Origin of the sequence: Mycobacterium colombiense (genome assembly GCF_001665835.1) — a bacterium.
Classification (GTDB): Bacteria; Actinomycetota; Actinomycetes; order Mycobacteriales; family Mycobacteriaceae; genus Mycobacterium; species Mycobacterium colombiense_A.
On record NZ_LZSX01000080.1, the window covers coordinates 83,887 to 98,571 of the forward strand.

A 14,685-nucleotide genomic window follows, 5' to 3' on the forward strand; every position below is an offset into this window, starting at 1 on the left:
ATCACCGCCCATTGCTGCGCCGGATGACGCGGACCATCTCGGTTGGGCGCTCGAGGGCCGAGAAGTGACCCGCGCCGGGAATCGTGAGGGCGTCGACAGCGAGTTGGCGGGCGACGTGATCGCGGTCGGGCGGACGCGACCAATCGTGCTCGCTGTAAACCAGCGTGACGGGCACCTCGATCCGGGCATAGCGGCTTCGTGCGTCGACGAAGCCGTTGAGGCTGCGCACGATGGCCCGGTTCACCGTGGGGTAACCGCGCCGGCGGCCGCTGCGACGCAACTCTGTGAGGAAGTCCTTGGGTAGCGCGCCCCGGTCGGCGAAGCCGCCGGCCAGCACGCCTTTGAGGATGGGGCGGCTTTCCAGCCGGGCGAAGATCGGCCCGGAGCCGGGCAACCGCATACCCGTTCCGATCAGACGGGCGAACCAGTTGCCGCGTTCCAGCCCGCTCGGATAGTCGTAGGGGTTGAAGGCGATCACCCTGCGCAGGTTGCCGGCAAGTTCGATGGAAGCGTGCAGCGCAATCGCGGCCCCCATCGATTCGCCCACCAACGTGACGTCGCGCAGCCCGAGCGCGTTGATGAATTCGAATACGGCCCCGCGCAGTTCGGGCTCGCCGTAGCGCGCGCCCCCGACGATGTCGGACCATCCCATCCCGGGCAGATCGAGGGCGTAGACGGTGAACTCGTCCCAGAGTGCGGGAACCACCCGCTGGAAATAGTCAAGCTGGGTGCGCACGGTGTGGAGCAGGACGAGCGGTGGTCCGGTGCCCGCCGTGAAATAGCGCAGCCGCGAGCCGTCGAACCGGCGGAAACATTTGACGTCACCGCGGCCGCCGCTCCATGTCATCGTGTAGTGCCGGTCTGGAAATTCGTTGCGCAACATGGTATTAGCCTCGGCTTACGACGGCCTGGATCGCTCGAAGTCGACCATCGGCCAGCGCCCGGGTGAGGTTCTCGGCCTTCCGTTCGAAGTCGGTGACGAACGCGTGCAGTCCGAGTGGATTGGCGGGCTGTGCCAGCAGCGCTTCCATCAACACGGCCGCCTCGTCGGTGAGGTCATTCCAGTGCCGCACCGCGAACCCGGCGGATGTGACCAGAGCGCGCAGCTCGCCGGGGAACACGAGGTGGCTGTTGGCGGGTGTGTCTGCCCAGGGCAGCGGGAAGTTGAGCGTGCGACCGCTGCCAATTGTGAGGTCCCACAGCGCAAGCCGTCCGCCATCTTTCAATACCCGGCGCGCTTCGGAGTACAGCCGGACCTTGTCGGCCACGTTCATCTGCACGTGCTGACTGACCACCACGTCGACGGAGCCGTGGGGGAGCGGTAATGCGGTGACGTCGCCCTGCTGGACGGTGATCGAATCGCCCAGCCCGACAAGTCGATTGAGCCAGCGGTGCGTGTCGCAGTACTCGGCGGTGAGATCGACGGCGGCGACCGCGCAGCCGTAGTGATCGGCGAGGTAGCGAGCGGTGCCGCCGATCCCGCTACCCGCGTCGAGAACCCGGCTTTCGCCGGTGATTCCGGCCAACTCCAGCAACTGGGCGGTGGCGAAGCGGCCCATGGTGTGGAAGTCCTCCAGCGGGGCCAGGTCGGCGGGTTGAAGGTGGTCGAGGTCTTTCCCGGCGGCGACCAGCGCCCGCTCGATGTTTCGCCGCGACAGGCCGGTCGAGTACTGGGTTTGGATCGTGTCGTTCATTTCTGCACCTGAGCCCATGCGGTGATGATGGGAGGCATCGCGATGAGGGCGTTGACCGCCTGCGCCTCCCGACGGAATCGCGGCACGAACTCGTCGATGTCGGCGAGCTCGTCGATGGCGAAGCCCCCTTGTTCGGCGATGGGGGACACCAGCCGCCAGACTTCCGCGAGGTAGGCCAGGACGTCGGTGTCGGCGGCCGTGCCGATCGGCGTGCCGAGGGTCAGCCGTGGCGCGCCCAGGCCGGCGTCGGTGAAGATCGTGTGCAGCGTGGTGCCGAACCGCGGGCTGAGCCCCATGGCCTCGAAGGCGCGAACGATCCCCCCCGTCACCCGCCGGAACAGCGGCGAGTCCGGAACGCCGTGCGCACCGGTGATGTCGTTCTCGGAGAATGCGAGGATGCCGCCGGGGCTCACGAACGAGCTGAGGTGGCGCAGCGTGGCCGCGGGGTCGGGCAGGTGCATCAGGATCAGCCGGCCGATGACGGCGTCCACGGGTTCGTCCAGCGTGATCGCGTCGATAGCGGAGTGCATGAAATGCACGCCGGTCAAGCCCATTTCGTCAGCGCGGGCGCGGGCCAGCTCGATCATTTCGGGCGCGGCGTCCACCCCCAGCACGCTTCCCGACGGGCCGACCAGGCGGGCGGCGACGAACGACACGTCACCGGGACCGCTGCCGATGTCGAGCACCCGCATGCCCGGGCGTAGCCCGGCGAGCCGCAGCGCGTGCTCGGTGTAGTCGTCATACAGCCTGGCCTGTAGGAGCAGCCGCTGCACTTCCGCGTCGGCGTGACCGAGGAGATAGGTGCTACCGCTCGAGGCGGAAGATGGTGTCGTGTTCATCACGCTGTCGCCCTTTCCGGTTGGGCCGCCGCGGTGTGCGCATTTCGCCACACCGGGGACTGGGCAGAGAACCTGGGATTTGCCGGCTGCGGATGCTGTTGGAGGCGGTCGAACTTGTCCAGTCGGTGCATCGGCACGAGTCCGGTGAGCAGGAAGTCCCACGTTGCGCGGATGAAATTGGCGGGGGTCCGGCGTGCTTGCGGGCCCGTGACATAGCGGCGCGCGATCGTCACGAAGTCCTCAGGGTCGACGCCTGCGACGTCACGAACGTGCGTCGTGGGGCCGCCCACCTCCCAAGCGCCCAGCGCGTACTCCGGCAGGTAATGACGCAGGCTGGATTGGAAGAAGAGGTCGGCGCCGAGGCGTTTGGCGTTGACTCGCACGGCGCGCATGAACATCCATGGCGGAATGTCGATGTGGCGCACGCGCCGGCCCAGCGCCTCGCCGACCGCGTCGGCGATCTCGCTGCCGGACAACATCTTTGGTCCGGTCGGACGGTAGGCGCGACCGTCGTGACGATGCGGGTCGAGCAGCGCGCCGACGGCAACCCGCGCGATGTCTTCGTTGGAGGGCGGCGCGTTTCGGCCCGCCCCGGTCGGCGTCGGCAACACTCCCAGCTGGGCGGCCAGGGGGACCAGCTGCAGGTAGTTGTCGGCGAAGTAGCCCGGATCGACGGCCACATGCGCCGTGTCGGGCAGCAGCTCAAACAACTTGTCGGTCAGCCAGGCCTGCCTCGTCATCAGCGATGGATGCTCCGGGCTGGCCAACCATTGGCCAAGCGCCACCACCGCTTCCACGCCGGCGCGCCGTGCGGCCACGGCGAAGGCAACCGCGCTGTCGAGCGCATGCGGGTGGTAGGGCGGGTTGAAGTACAACCGGTCGACGTCGGCCATCGCGCCCGTAACTTGTTGGATGTCAAACATATCGGCGATGACGACTTCGGCGCCCATCTTCCGCAACCGGGCGCTGCGCGCGTCCTCGCGGTGCACCATGGCTCTGGTCGTGACGCCTCTTTCCAGCAGTTGGGCGGCGACCGCCCCGCCGATCTTGCCCGTGGCGCCGGTGACCAATACTCGACTACTCATCGGAGTGTCCTTTCCTGTTGACGCGCCGGTTCCCTGGCCGGGAGAAGCCAGCCGACGACGATCGCCGCGCCCAGCGCGATGCCCGCGCACACCAGCGAGCTGACCTGCATCCCGTCCAGGAACGCGCGATCGACCGTGGCGCGCACATGCCCCGCTTGCTGCGCGGGTAGCTGCTGAATCACTGTGTGCGCCAGTGCCATCGAATGACGCATGGCATCGGCGGGCAATCCGGTCAGCGCGGTTGCACTGAGGTGGCCCGAGTACACCGAGGCGAAGATGCTGCCGGCGATGGCCACTCCGAGCGTGCCGCCGAGTTCGCGAGTGGTGTCGTTGACAGCCGAGCCGACGCCCGCTTTGTCGGCGGACAGCGATCCCATGATCGCCTCGGTGGCCGGCGAAAAGGTCAGGCCGAGGCCGCCGCCGAGTAGCAGCATCTGTGTGGCGATCTGGATATAGGGCGTTGCCGCATCGGCCGTGGACGCCCACGCCAGACCGGCCGCGAACACGGCCAGGCCCGTGGCGACGACGGCGGTGGTGCCGATCCGTTCCACCAGCCGGGGTCCCAGGATGCTGGCCAGCGCGATCGAGGCGGCGACCGGCAGCAGTCGCACGCCGGCTTGAAACGCCGTGTAGTCCTTGATGAATTGGAAGTACTGGGTGATGACGAAGATGAAGCCGAACAGCGTCAGGAACCCCGCCGTCACCGCCAGGCTGCCGCCGGAGAACCGGCGGTTCAAAAAGACCGACACGTCCAGCATGGGGTGGGTACTGAGCCGTTCCCAGCGCGCAAACAGGGCGAGAACGATAGCGGCGAGGGAGAATCCGGCCATGGTCCGGCCGTCGGTCCATCCCCAGGTGGGCGCCTCGATGACCGTGTAGACGAGCGTGGTGATCCCGGTTGCGGACAGGATCAAGCCGGGGACGTCGACGCGGGGCGCCGCGGGGTCGCGCGAGCTCGGAACGAACAACACGGCGCCGATGATGGCCAGCGCCGCGACCGGAATGTTCACCATGAAGATCGAGCCCCACCAGAAGTGTTCGAGGAGCCATCCGCCGCTGATCGGCCCCACGGCCACCCCGACGCCAACCATGGCCGCCCACAGCCCTATTGCCTTGGCGCGCGGCACCGGATCGGTGAAGATGTTGGTGATCAGTCCCAGGGTGGTCGGGAATATCACCGCCGCGCCCACTCCCATGGCCGCGCGCGCCGCGATCAGCGCATCCGCCGAATTCATCTGTGCCGCAACCGCAGATGTGATGGCGAACAGCGCGAGCCCGGAATTCAGCCAGCCTCGCCTGCCGTAGCGATCGGACAGGCTGCCCGCCGAGAGCAGCAGGCCGGACATCACCAGGGTGTAGGCATCGACGATCCATTGCAGTTGCGCGGTGTCGGCGCCGAGTTCACGCGACAGCGTGGGCAGCGCGACGTTGACGATGGTGGCGTCGACGCTGATCACGAAGACGCCGAGGCAGATGACGGCGAGCGCGGCAACGGGGTGATTCCGGAACGCTGGTTCGGTGCGCATGGACAAGACAGTAAATCTAGAAGACAAACAAATCAAGTAAAGAGTTGAAAAAAATGTCTTTGTCCAGGTAGGCTGGCATGGTGGCGTCCCGCAGGAACTACAACCAGAACTGTCCAATCGCCCGCGGGCTCGATGTCCTGGGTGAGCGGTGGACCCTGCTGATCCTGCGAGAGCTGGTCGGAGGAGCCCGCCGCTACGGCGACCTGCGCGACGCGCTGCCCGGGATCGCAACCAATCTGCTCGCCGAGCGGCTCAAAGAACTACAAGAGGCCGGGCTCGTCGACCGGAACGACCTGCCGGCCCCCATCGGGCGTACCGTGTACACCCTCAGCGACCTGGGCTGGCAGCGGGTTCTGCCGATCCTGCACAGCATTGCGTGGTTCGGGCTGGACCGACTGGACCCGGTCGAGGACGGCCCGGTGTCGCCGTTGAACGGGTTCCTCGCGGGAATACTGCTGGGCGGCAACGCCGCTAACGCAGCGGGCGTGGAGACGACGTATCGCGTCGAGATCGACGGCCGCCGTTTCGAGTTCGCGGTAACGCAAGGCCGCCTCGCGGCCGCTCGCGGCGAGCCTTCGGTGACTCTGACCGCCAGCGCGGCCGACCTCGTCACCGCCCGGCTGGGGGCAAGCGAAGTCAAGCGTAAGGCAGCGCTACGCCGCATCGAGTTCGACGGCGACCCGGATGCCGTCGACACAATGCGTCACGTGTTTGCGCTGTAGCCCTGCGGGGCGGAGGAGACGCGGGCAGCCACTAGACTCGCCTGCGTGGCCGACCCCACCGAAACTCTTGAAACCGATGCGTCCGGAACGCCGGCCCGACCGGTGCTCGTCGTGGACTTCGGCGCGCAGTATGCGCAGCTGATCGCCCGTCGCGTCCGCGAGGCGCGGGTGTTCTCCGAGGTGATCCCGCACACCACCACGGTCGAGGAGATCAAGGCCCGCGACCCGCTGGCGCTGGTGCTGTCCGGAGGGCCGTCCAGTGTGTACGCCGACGGCGCGCCCCAGATCGATCCGGCGCTGTTCGATCTCGGGGTGCCGGTGTTCGGCATCTGTTACGGGTTTCAGGCCATGGCGCAGGCGCTGGGCGGGACCGTCGCCCACACCGGCACCAGTGAGTACGGCCGTACCGAACTGAAAGTGATTGGCGGCGAATTGCATTCGGGACTGCCGAGTTCGCAACCGGTATGGATGAGCCACGGCGACGCGGTCACGGCGGCACCGGACGGGTTCGAGGTGGTGGCCAGCAGCTCCGGTGCTGCGGTGGCCGGCTTCGAGAACCGGCAGCGCCGCCTGGCCGGTGTGCAGTACCACCCGGAGGTCATGCACACCCCGCACGGGCAGCAGGTGCTCAGCCGATTCCTGCACGACTTCGCCGGGCTGGGCGCGGACTGGACCGCGGCCAACATCGCCGGCGTGCTGATCGAGCAGGTGCGCGCCCAGATCGGTGACGGCCGGGCGATCTGCGGACTGTCCGGCGGCGTGGATTCCGCGGTGGCCGCCGCACTGGTGCAGCGGGCCATCGGTGACCGGTTGACCTGTGTCTTCGTCGACCACGGGCTGCTTCGCGCCGGGGAGCGCGCACAGGTGCAACGCGACTTCGTGGCCGCCACCGGCGCCCACCTGGTCACCGTCGACGCGGCCGACACCTTCCTGGACGCGCTCGCGGGCGTGAGCAATCCCGAGGGCAAGCGCAAGATCATCGGCCGCCAGTTCATCCGGGCCTTCGAGGGCGCGGTGCGAGACATTGTGGGAGACGGGGATTCTCACGTCGATTTCCTGGTGCAGGGCACGCTGTATCCGGACGTGGTGGAGTCCGGCGGCGGCACGGGCACCGCGAACATCAAGAGCCACCACAACGTCGGCGGCCTGCCCGACGACCTGAAGTTCAAACTCGTCGAGCCCCTGCGACTGCTGTTCAAGGACGAAGTCCGCGCGGTCGGGCGCGAGCTGGGACTACCGGAGGAAATCGTTGCGCGCCAACCCTTTCCGGGCCCCGGCCTGGGGATCCGGATCGTCGGCGAGGTCACCGCGCCGCGGTTGGACACCCTGCGTCGTGCGGACTCGATCGCCCGCGAGGAGCTGACCGCGGCGGGCCTGGACGCCCTGATCTGGCAGTGCCCGGTGGTGCTGCTGGGCGAGGTCCGTTCGGTCGGCGTGCAGGGCGACAACCGCACCTACGGGCACCCGATCGTGCTGCGGCCGGTGACCAGTGAGGATGCCATGACCGCCGACTGGACCCGGGTTCCCTACGAGGTGCTGGAGCGCATCTCGACCCGCATCACCAACGAGGTGGCCGAGGTCAACCGCGTGGTGCTGGACATCACCAGCAAACCGCCCGGCACCATCGAATGGGAGTAGCGGACCACGGTTTTGCTACCGCGATAGCGGGGGATCGAATTGGGCGAACGATCCCTGGCGGCCGTCGTGGCCGAGGCTGTTGCACCAGACGTGCTCGCCGGTCGTGAAACCGGTTCCGGTCGGTGCATGGAACACGGTGCCCACCAGGTCACGGCCGACGATGAAGGGGAACGGGGTCACGGTCTGGTACCGGCCGGCGCGGATGAACGTGTCCACCGGATTGACCACCACCGCTTCAACCGAGACCAGCACATCGGTCGGACCCGACATCGGTACCGGCAGTTCCCCGACGTGAATGGCTTCGGCCGGCCCCAACTCGGTGATGTATGACGCCGCCATGGTGGCCGGCAAGTCGATATCGGGCTCGGTAGACGCTTGCATACCGCCGGAGTGCCCCGCGCCCAGCGCGCGCAAAACGCAACGCGCGAACGCCTGGACACCGGAAAGCCGAGCATTGAGGCACAGGCGATTGTGAAAAGCTTTGCAGCAGAGAACTTTTCAAGAATATCATCGGAATCGTGCGACTATTGCAGCCACGGCTATGCTGGCGAAAGGCGGGAGCCGAGGCTTTCCACTTGCAGTCTGGGGAGGTGAAATGACAGCGATCACCGAGGACATGCGAAGCATCGTCGACAGCGCGAAGCTCGGTTTCGTCGCGACGGTGTGCGAGGACGGCTCACCGAATATCTCACCGAAGGGTTCGATCCTGGTTTACGACGACCAGCACCTCATCTTCATGGACATGGCATCGCCGAACACAATGGCCAACCTGCGGCGTGACCCGCGGGTGGAAGTCAACGTGGTCGACTTCCGCAAGCGCCGTGGCTACCGGTTCAAGGGAACCGCGACGTTCAGCCGGGCGGGGGACGCGGCCTACGAGTGGGCCCGGCAGTGGGTATTGGACACCCACGGGCCGGAATATCCGTGCAACGAGGCCGTGGTGATCCGGGTTGACCGTGCACTCCCGGTGAACTCGCCGGCGTATACGTTCGGGCACGCCGATGAGGACACTTTGGTGCGTTCCTGGTCCGAGGCGTACCGGTTGGGTGGCCGGGCCCCTTCCTGACGATCGGTAAGTCGCCACATGACAGAGGAGGGATTTTGAATGACGACGACCGATGTACTCGTGGTCGGCGCCGGGCCGACGGGCCTGACCGCGGCCGCGTCGCTGGCCGGCCACGGGGTGGCCACCACGGTGGTTGACTCGCTGGCCGCCGGAGCCAATACATCTCGGGCGGTGGCGGTGGCAGCCCGCACGCTCGAGGTCCTGGAAGGGGTGGACGTCGGCAAGCGGCTGGCCGAGCAGGGCATTCACGCACCACGCTTCTCGATCCGAGACCGCAGGCGCACCCTGATGTCGATCGACTTCAGCGGCCTGCCGACGAACTATCCGTACACGCTGACCATTTCGCAAGCCGATACCGAACGGGTGCTGCTCGACCGGGCGACCGACCTCGGGGCGGAGGTGTTGCGGCCAAAGACCCTGACCGGCATCGAGCAGAGCGCCGACGCGGTGGTCGCCAACTTCGACGACGGTGAGCCGATAACGGCACGTTTCGTGATCGGCGCGGACGGCATGCACAGCGCCGCTCGAGAGAACTCCCACATCGGGTTTCACGGCGGCGAATACCAGGAGTCGTTCGCGCTCGCCGATATCAGGTTGGACGGCGACGCCCCCACCGAGGAGATCGTGCTGTTCTTCGCCGGCGCCGGGCTGCTCGTCGTGGTGCCGCTGCCCGGCGGGATCCACCGGATCGTCGCCCCGGTCGAGGAGCCGCCCGAGGAGCCAACGGCCGAATTCGCCCAGGAGCTGCTGGACACTCGCGGTGTCGGGCCGGGCCAGCTCGTCGTCTCGGATGTGTTGTGGGGCTCGCACTTTCGGATCCATCACCGCGTCGCGGATACGTATCGGGCCGGCCGGGTGCTGCTGGCGGGTGATTCGGCCCACGTGCACAGCCCCGCCGGCGGTCAGGGCATGAACCTGGGCATCCAAGACGCCGCTGGACTGGCCGAAGTGCTGGCCCGCGTGCTCGCGGGCGGGCCCGACACGCTGTTGGATTCCTACAGCAAGTCCCGCCGGCCGATCGCTAAACAGGTGGTCGCCTTCACCGATCGGCTCACCCGTCTGGCAACTACGCCCCGCGCGGCGCGTCCGGCCCGCAACGCGGCGATGCGGCTCGCGGCCACCATTCCCGCGGTTCGCAACGCTATCGCTTGGCGCCTCAGCGGATTGGTCTACCGCGATCGCGAAAGCGTTGGCTAAGAAGCCTTTTTCGGCGGCTGCACGGTCCCCGCGCCGCCACCGAGGGCGCGGGGCGGGATTCGCCGCTGCGCGGCCTGCACCGCGGCGGCGAACCGCGGGTCGGGTTGGATGGCGTTTTCCCGGTAGCAGGCTTCGGTGAATTTGATGACGTGCTCGTCACCGTGCACGATGGCGCGTTCGAAGAGCTCCTGCCACGACGGCAGCGCGGAATCGGAGGCGTCGGCAAGGCTTTGCGCCTCGGTGCCGGTGTCGTTGGTGAACATGAGCAGCAGGGCCACGTGGACGTGCCACATCGCGGCGATCGACATCGCATGCAGATCGCGGGGAAGGTGAGCCAGAGCGATCCGCATGGCGGCGGGTGCCGTCACACCGTGAATGAGCGGTACGGCCGGGCCGTCCGGATGCGACATGTTCACCCCGGCGAAGGTGGTGGTCATCTCGCTGAGCCGCCGACCCGCATCGAGCGGACGCAACCCGGTGAGCGCCGCGGCGAAGCCGGGGGTGTCTTGCAGGCTTGCGAGACGCTGACCGCCGGGTGGCGCCGCTTCGCGCCCGATGCGCGCCAGCGCCGCCACCGCACCGGCAACGGTCTGCTCGCCGGTCAGCTCGACCCGGCCGGGCAGTGGTCGATACCGGGCCGCCCAGTATGCCATTCCCCGCGACAGTTCCTGCAGCGCAAGGTTTTCCGGACTATCGGTCGCCGCCATGCAGCGCACCGCGTGTGCGGTGCGGATGAGCCCATGAGTCAATGCGGCCATCAGCCCGGGCAGCAGGCGTGGCCACCATGTGCTCAGCACATCACGCCACGGCCGGTCCGCGAGCTCGCGGGCGAACAATTCCTCCCAATCGCCCACGCGCTCGAATCGGCCAAGCGCCGCATGCCATGACCCCTCGTCGGAGGCGTCCAGGCGAAACCGTGGTTCGGGTGGATCATGATGGGCGACGGCGCGCTTGTAGTCCTCCACCCACGAGGGGACCTGGTCGCCAAAACCCAGTGTGGCCAAGGCTTCTGCGGCCATGGGCCCGTGGCTGGCGAACTCCATCTCGCCGCGCTCGTACCCGAGTCCCGCGAGGCGTTCGTAGGCCTCGCCCATTGCGTTTGCGTAGACGTTGTTGTTGGGCACCTTGCCTCCTCGGAGCTGAGTGTGTGCCCTTCATTCGAGAGTAGGTGCCTTGGGGCACGGCTCAAAGAACAAAATGCGGAGCTCAGCTCGGCGCCGGAAGTGCCGCAAAAAAAGCACCATCAGCCACAGCAGCATCGATCGCATAACGCTGCCTCTTGCGTTGCTTGACGGTTGTCGGAGGGCAGGTGTTTACTCCAGAATGAATCGAACAAACTTTCGAACATATCTGAGTAAGCGCTGGTAGGAGGCATGTATGACGGCGGCTGTCGTCTCCGACCAGGATCGCTTCGAACTGCTCGAATCCCTGCGCCGCAAGATGGCGGCGGTGCCCGGTAAGACATCAGGAAAGGCCGCGCCCGCCGGGGACCTGCTGCCGGACTCGGAGGCCCAGCTGGCACTCCCGCCGTGGCTGGCCGACCTGCTGCCCGCCCCGGTGCCGCGGGGAACGGTCGCGGTGCTCTCGGGTGCCCGGTCGCTGCTGTTGAGCATGGTGGCCGCGGTCACGGCGGCCGGTGGCAACGCCGCAATCGTCGGCCAGCCGGACATCGGGCTGCTGGCCGCCGCGGAGATGGGGGCGGACCTGAGCCGGCTCGCGGTGATACCGGATCCCGGCACCGATCCGGTGGAGGTGGCCGCCGTGCTCGTCGACGGCATGGACCTGGTGGTCCTGGGGCTGGGCGGGTGCCGGGTGCCGCCCAGCCGGGCGAGGGCGGTGGTGGCCCGCGCCCGGAACAAGGGCTGCACCCTGCTGGTCACCGGCGGCGATTGGCAGGGGGCGCCGACGCGCCTTGCCGCCCGGGTCTGTGGCTATGACATCACCGCGGACGGCCGCCCCGGATTCGGCCGGATCGGCGGGGTGCGGCTGCAGGTCAGCGGGACGTGCGCGGGACGACGCGTGATGACTCCGGCGCGAGCCGGGTGAATTCCGTTGTCCCCGTCCGATTCCCGGGTTTTGGCAATCTGGTGCATGGATTGGCCCGCGGTCGCGGCGGCGACGGCCGCGGGCCTGTCCGCGACCGCTCCGATCGCGGTCACGCTGGCCAACCGGGTGATCGCCTGCTCGTCGGCGGCCCGCGCGGCGGGTGTGCGGCGGGGACTGCGACGCCGGGAGGCGGCGGCCCGGTGTCCGCAACTGCACGTCGCCACCGCCGACGCGGACCGCGACGCCCGCTTCTTCGAGGCGGTGATCGCCGCGGTGGACGACCTGGTGCCCCGCGCCGAGGTGCTACGGCCCGGGCTCCTGGTGTTGCCGGTGCGCGGGGCGGCCCGTTATTTCGGGTCCGAGGCCACCGCCGCGGAACGGCTGATCGATGCGGTGGCCGTGAGTTCAGTGGCCGGCGCCGAGTGTCAGGCCGGGGTCGCCGACCAGCTGTCCACCGCGGTCTTCGCGGCGCGGGCGGGCCGTGTCATCGAGCCCGGGGGTGACGCGAAGTTTTTGTCGGTGCTGTCCATCCGGCAACTTGCCACCGAGCCGAGCCTGTCCGGCGCCGGCCGTGAAGAGCTGACGGACCTGTTGTGGCGGATGGGGATTCGCACCATCGGGCAGTTCGCCGCGCTGTCGCGCAGCGACGTGGCTTCCCGGTTCGGCGCCGACGGGGTGACCGCGCACCGGTTGGCCCGCGGCGAACCCGAGCGGCCGCCGTCCGGCCGGGAGCCGCCGGCCGAACTCGAGGCCGTGCTGGACTGCGATCCGCCGATCGACCGGGTCGATGCCGCGGCGTTCGCCGGGCGCTCACTGGCCGCCAGGCTGCATCAGACCCTGATGGCCGCCGGCGTGGGATGCACCCGGCTGGCCATCCACGCCGTCACCGCCAACGGCGAAGAACTGCACCGGGTGTGGCGGTGCGCCGAGCCGTTGACCGAGGACGCCACCGCCGACCGGGTGCGCTGGCAACTGGACGGATGGTTGAGCAGCCGCACCGCGCACAATCCCCGTCCCACGGCCGCGGTGACGCAGTTGCGGCTGGGCGCGGTGGAGGTGGTGTCCGCCGAGGCGCTGCAGTTGCCGCTCTGGGGCGGCCTGGGCGAGGAGGACAGGCTGCGGGCCCGCCGGGCGCTGGTGCGGGTGCAGGGCCTGCTCGGCCCGGAGGCGGTGCGCGTGCCGGTGCTGTCCGGCGGGCGCGGCCCGGCCGAGCGCATCACGCTGATCCCACTCGGCGACGAGCCGGTACCGCGGGCCGATCCCGATCCGCCGTGGCCCGGCCGGCTGCCCGAGCCGTCACCGGCGGTGCTTCTGGACGACCCGGTGGAACTGCTTGACGCCCAAGGAAACCCGATACGGGTGACCATTCGGGGGCTGTTCTCCGCCGACCCCGCGCGCATGATCGCCCACGGCCGCGACGAGCGGTTGTGCTGGTGGTCCGGGCCCTGGCCGGTCGACGAGCGATGGTGGGATCCCGAATTGAGTAAGGGCCGCACCGCCCGTGCCCAGGTGTTGCTGGAGAGCGAGCGTGCGCTGCTGCTGTGCTATCGCCAGCGACGCTGGTATGTGGAGGGGAGTTACGAATAGTCTTGCGCTACAGCGTATTCGACGCGCTGCAGCGCGTCGGGGGTCAGGTCCTTGAGCGAGGGGTATCCGTCCACGGCCATGATCAGGTCCGCTTCGGCCAGCAGCGAGCGCAGCACGTGCACGATGCCGTCCACGCCACCGACGGCCAGCCCGTAGGCGTAGGGGCGGCCGATCCCCACGGCGGTCGCGCCCAGCGCGAGCGCTTTGATGACGTCGGCGCCGCCGCGCACTCCCGAGTCGAACAGCACCGGCATCCCGCCGGCGGCCTCGATCACCGCGGGCAGGCAATCCAGGCAGGGCAGCCCGCCGTTGGCTTGCCTTCCGCCGTGGTTGGAGCAGTAAATGCCGTCCACCCCAATGTCTTTGGCGCGGCGAACGTCGTCGGGATGGCAGATGCCCTTGACCATCAGCGGCAGGCTGGTCTCGGACCGCAGCCATTCCAGGTCCGACCACCGGAACGGCCCGCCGAAGATCGGCAGCTTGCGCACCGCCGCCTCGGTGGCGTCTTCGCCGCGGCTCAGGTTGGCGCGAAAAACCGGATCGCTGGTGTAGTTGGCCAGGCAGCCACTGGGCACCTGCGGGTAGTTCCCGCCCTTCAGGTCGCGGGGGCGCCAGCCGGTGACCCACGTGTCGAGGGTGACGGCGATGCCCTTGAAGCCGGCCGCCTCGGCGCGGTGCACCAGGCTGGCGGCCATCTTGCGGTCCGGCGGCGTGTACAGCTGGAAGAACGCCGGGGTATCACCGAGCTCGGCGGCGAGGTCTTCCATCGGGTCGGCCGACAGTGTCCCGACGAAAAATGGCACACCCGTGCGGACCGAGGCCCGCGCGCACAGCATGTCCCCGTGCCCGTCCGGGTCGCACACGCCGATGACGCCGATGGGCGCCATGAAGATCGGGGATCCGAACCTGATGCCGAACAGCTCGACCGACATGTCCCGCTGCTCGGGGGCGATCCCCATCCGCGGGTACAAGCCCCAGCGCTTGAACGCCTCGCAGTTGGCGCGCTGAGTGTGTTCGTCGCCGGCGCCGCCGGCCACGTAGCCCAGCACCTTCGGCGTCATCGCCGCCGAGGCCTTCTTCTCCAGCTCCTCGAACCTGATCGGGTACTGCGGCTGATTGCCGTGCAGCGACTGGTCATACAGCTCGTTTTGATACTCGGCGAAGGCCATAGTCGGGGCTTTACCCCGCGCTCCGCCCACCAAACGAGTTTCAGTACCGCCCGAAGGCGATGGCCACGTTGTGTCCGCCGAAGCCGAACGAGTTGTTGATCGCGTACTCGTAGTTG

Annotated in this window: 15 protein-coding genes; 6 read left to right on the plus strand and 9 right to left on the minus strand. The window is 68.3% G+C overall.

Going from position 1 to position 14,685, the window contains the following annotated elements; translation table 11 throughout:
• Position 1: 1 nt before the first annotated feature.
• Genes A5760_RS19525 through A5760_RS19545 form a run of 5 tightly spaced genes read right to left on the minus strand, consistent with a single transcriptional unit; the run spans position 2 to position 5,144 of the window.
• Positions 2–883, minus strand: a complete 882-nt coding sequence (locus A5760_RS19525; RefSeq protein WP_064883764.1) for an alpha/beta fold hydrolase — start codon at positions 881–883, stop codon at positions 2–4.
• A 4-nt stretch (positions 884–887) separates the two neighbouring features.
• Positions 888–1,694: a class I SAM-dependent methyltransferase gene (locus A5760_RS19530; protein ID WP_064883766.1), complete on the minus strand. Its 807-nt coding sequence runs from the start codon at positions 1,692–1,694 to the stop codon at positions 888–890.
• Positions 1,691–2,533: a class I SAM-dependent methyltransferase gene (locus tag A5760_RS19535; protein ID WP_064883768.1), complete on the minus strand. Its 843-nt coding sequence runs from the start codon at positions 2,531–2,533 to the stop codon at positions 1,691–1,693. Before A5760_RS19535 ends, A5760_RS19530 begins: the two co-directional genes overlap by 4 nt.
• Positions 2,533–3,618 carry an NmrA family NAD(P)-binding protein gene (locus A5760_RS19540; RefSeq protein WP_064883771.1) on the minus strand — a complete coding sequence of 362 codons (1,086 nt, stop codon included), beginning with the start codon at positions 3,616–3,618 and terminating at the stop codon, positions 2,533–2,535. Before A5760_RS19540 ends, A5760_RS19535 begins: the two co-directional genes overlap by 1 nt.
• The gene (locus A5760_RS19545; protein WP_064883773.1) at positions 3,615–5,144 is read right to left on the minus strand and encodes an MFS transporter; all 1,530 of its coding nucleotides are present in this window, start codon (positions 5,142–5,144) and stop codon (positions 3,615–3,617) included. The genes A5760_RS19540 and A5760_RS19545 overlap by 4 nt, the downstream gene beginning before the upstream one ends.
• A gap of 77 nt (positions 5,145–5,221) precedes the next feature.
• Between A5760_RS19545 and A5760_RS19550 the strand changes: the two genes are divergently transcribed.
• Both A5760_RS19550 and guaA read left to right on the plus strand, forming a co-directional pair.
• Complete coding sequence (locus A5760_RS19550; RefSeq protein ID WP_064883775.1) at positions 5,222–5,866, plus strand: winged helix-turn-helix transcriptional regulator; 645 nt, start codon at positions 5,222–5,224, stop codon at positions 5,864–5,866.
• A 45-nt stretch (positions 5,867–5,911) separates the two neighbouring features.
• Positions 5,912–7,504 (plus strand): glutamine-hydrolyzing GMP synthase, encoded by a 1,593-nt coding sequence (guaA, locus tag A5760_RS19555; RefSeq protein ID WP_196772138.1) that lies wholly within the window; start codon positions 5,912–5,914, stop codon positions 7,502–7,504.
• 15 nt (positions 7,505–7,519) lie between these two features.
• Here guaA and A5760_RS19560 read toward each other — a convergent pair whose 3' ends face one another.
• Positions 7,520–7,885, minus strand: coding sequence for an alcohol dehydrogenase catalytic domain-containing protein (locus tag A5760_RS19560; protein ID WP_064883779.1), 366 nt, complete (start codon positions 7,883–7,885; stop codon positions 7,520–7,522).
• Positions 7,886–8,099: 214 nt separating this feature from the next.
• On the opposite strand from A5760_RS19560, the gene A5760_RS19565 reads away from it, so the two are divergent.
• Together A5760_RS19565 and A5760_RS19570 are read left to right on the plus strand one after the other, a co-directional pair.
• Positions 8,100–8,570, plus strand: coding sequence for a pyridoxamine 5'-phosphate oxidase family protein (locus A5760_RS19565; protein WP_064883781.1), 471 nt, complete (start codon positions 8,100–8,102; stop codon positions 8,568–8,570).
• A gap of 39 nt (positions 8,571–8,609) precedes the next feature.
• A complete protein-coding gene (locus A5760_RS19570) occupies positions 8,610–9,767 on the plus strand; it encodes an FAD-dependent oxidoreductase (protein WP_064883783.1) in 1,158 nt (385 codons plus the stop codon).
• Here A5760_RS19570 and A5760_RS19575 read toward each other — a convergent pair.
• Positions 9,764–10,891: a questin oxidase family protein gene (locus A5760_RS19575; protein WP_231122681.1), complete on the minus strand. Its 1,128-nt coding sequence runs from the start codon at positions 10,889–10,891 to the stop codon at positions 9,764–9,766. The genes A5760_RS19570 and A5760_RS19575 overlap by 4 nt on opposite strands.
• 253 nt (positions 10,892–11,144) lie before the next feature.
• On the opposite strand from A5760_RS19575, the gene A5760_RS19580 reads away from it, so the two are divergent.
• Together A5760_RS19580 and A5760_RS19585 are read left to right on the plus strand one after the other, a co-directional pair.
• Positions 11,145–11,813 (plus strand): hypothetical protein, encoded by a 669-nt coding sequence (locus A5760_RS19580; RefSeq protein WP_064883785.1) that lies wholly within the window; start codon positions 11,145–11,147, stop codon positions 11,811–11,813.
• 45 nt (positions 11,814–11,858) lie between these two features.
• Positions 11,859–13,400, plus strand: a complete 1,542-nt coding sequence (locus A5760_RS19585) for a DNA polymerase Y family protein (protein WP_064883787.1) — start codon at positions 11,859–11,861, stop codon at positions 13,398–13,400.
• Here A5760_RS19585 and A5760_RS19590 read toward each other — a convergent pair.
• Together A5760_RS19590 and A5760_RS27425 are read right to left on the minus strand one after the other, a co-directional pair.
• On the minus strand, positions 13,391–14,569 hold the full coding sequence (locus A5760_RS19590; protein ID WP_064883789.1) for an alpha-hydroxy-acid oxidizing protein: 1,179 nt from the start codon (positions 14,567–14,569) through the stop codon (positions 13,391–13,393). The genes A5760_RS19585 and A5760_RS19590 overlap by 10 nt on opposite strands.
• Before the next feature lie 40 nt (positions 14,570–14,609).
• Positions 14,610–14,685: hypothetical protein (locus tag A5760_RS27425; RefSeq protein ID WP_231122602.1), on the minus strand; the 76-nt coding region annotated here is incomplete at its 5' end.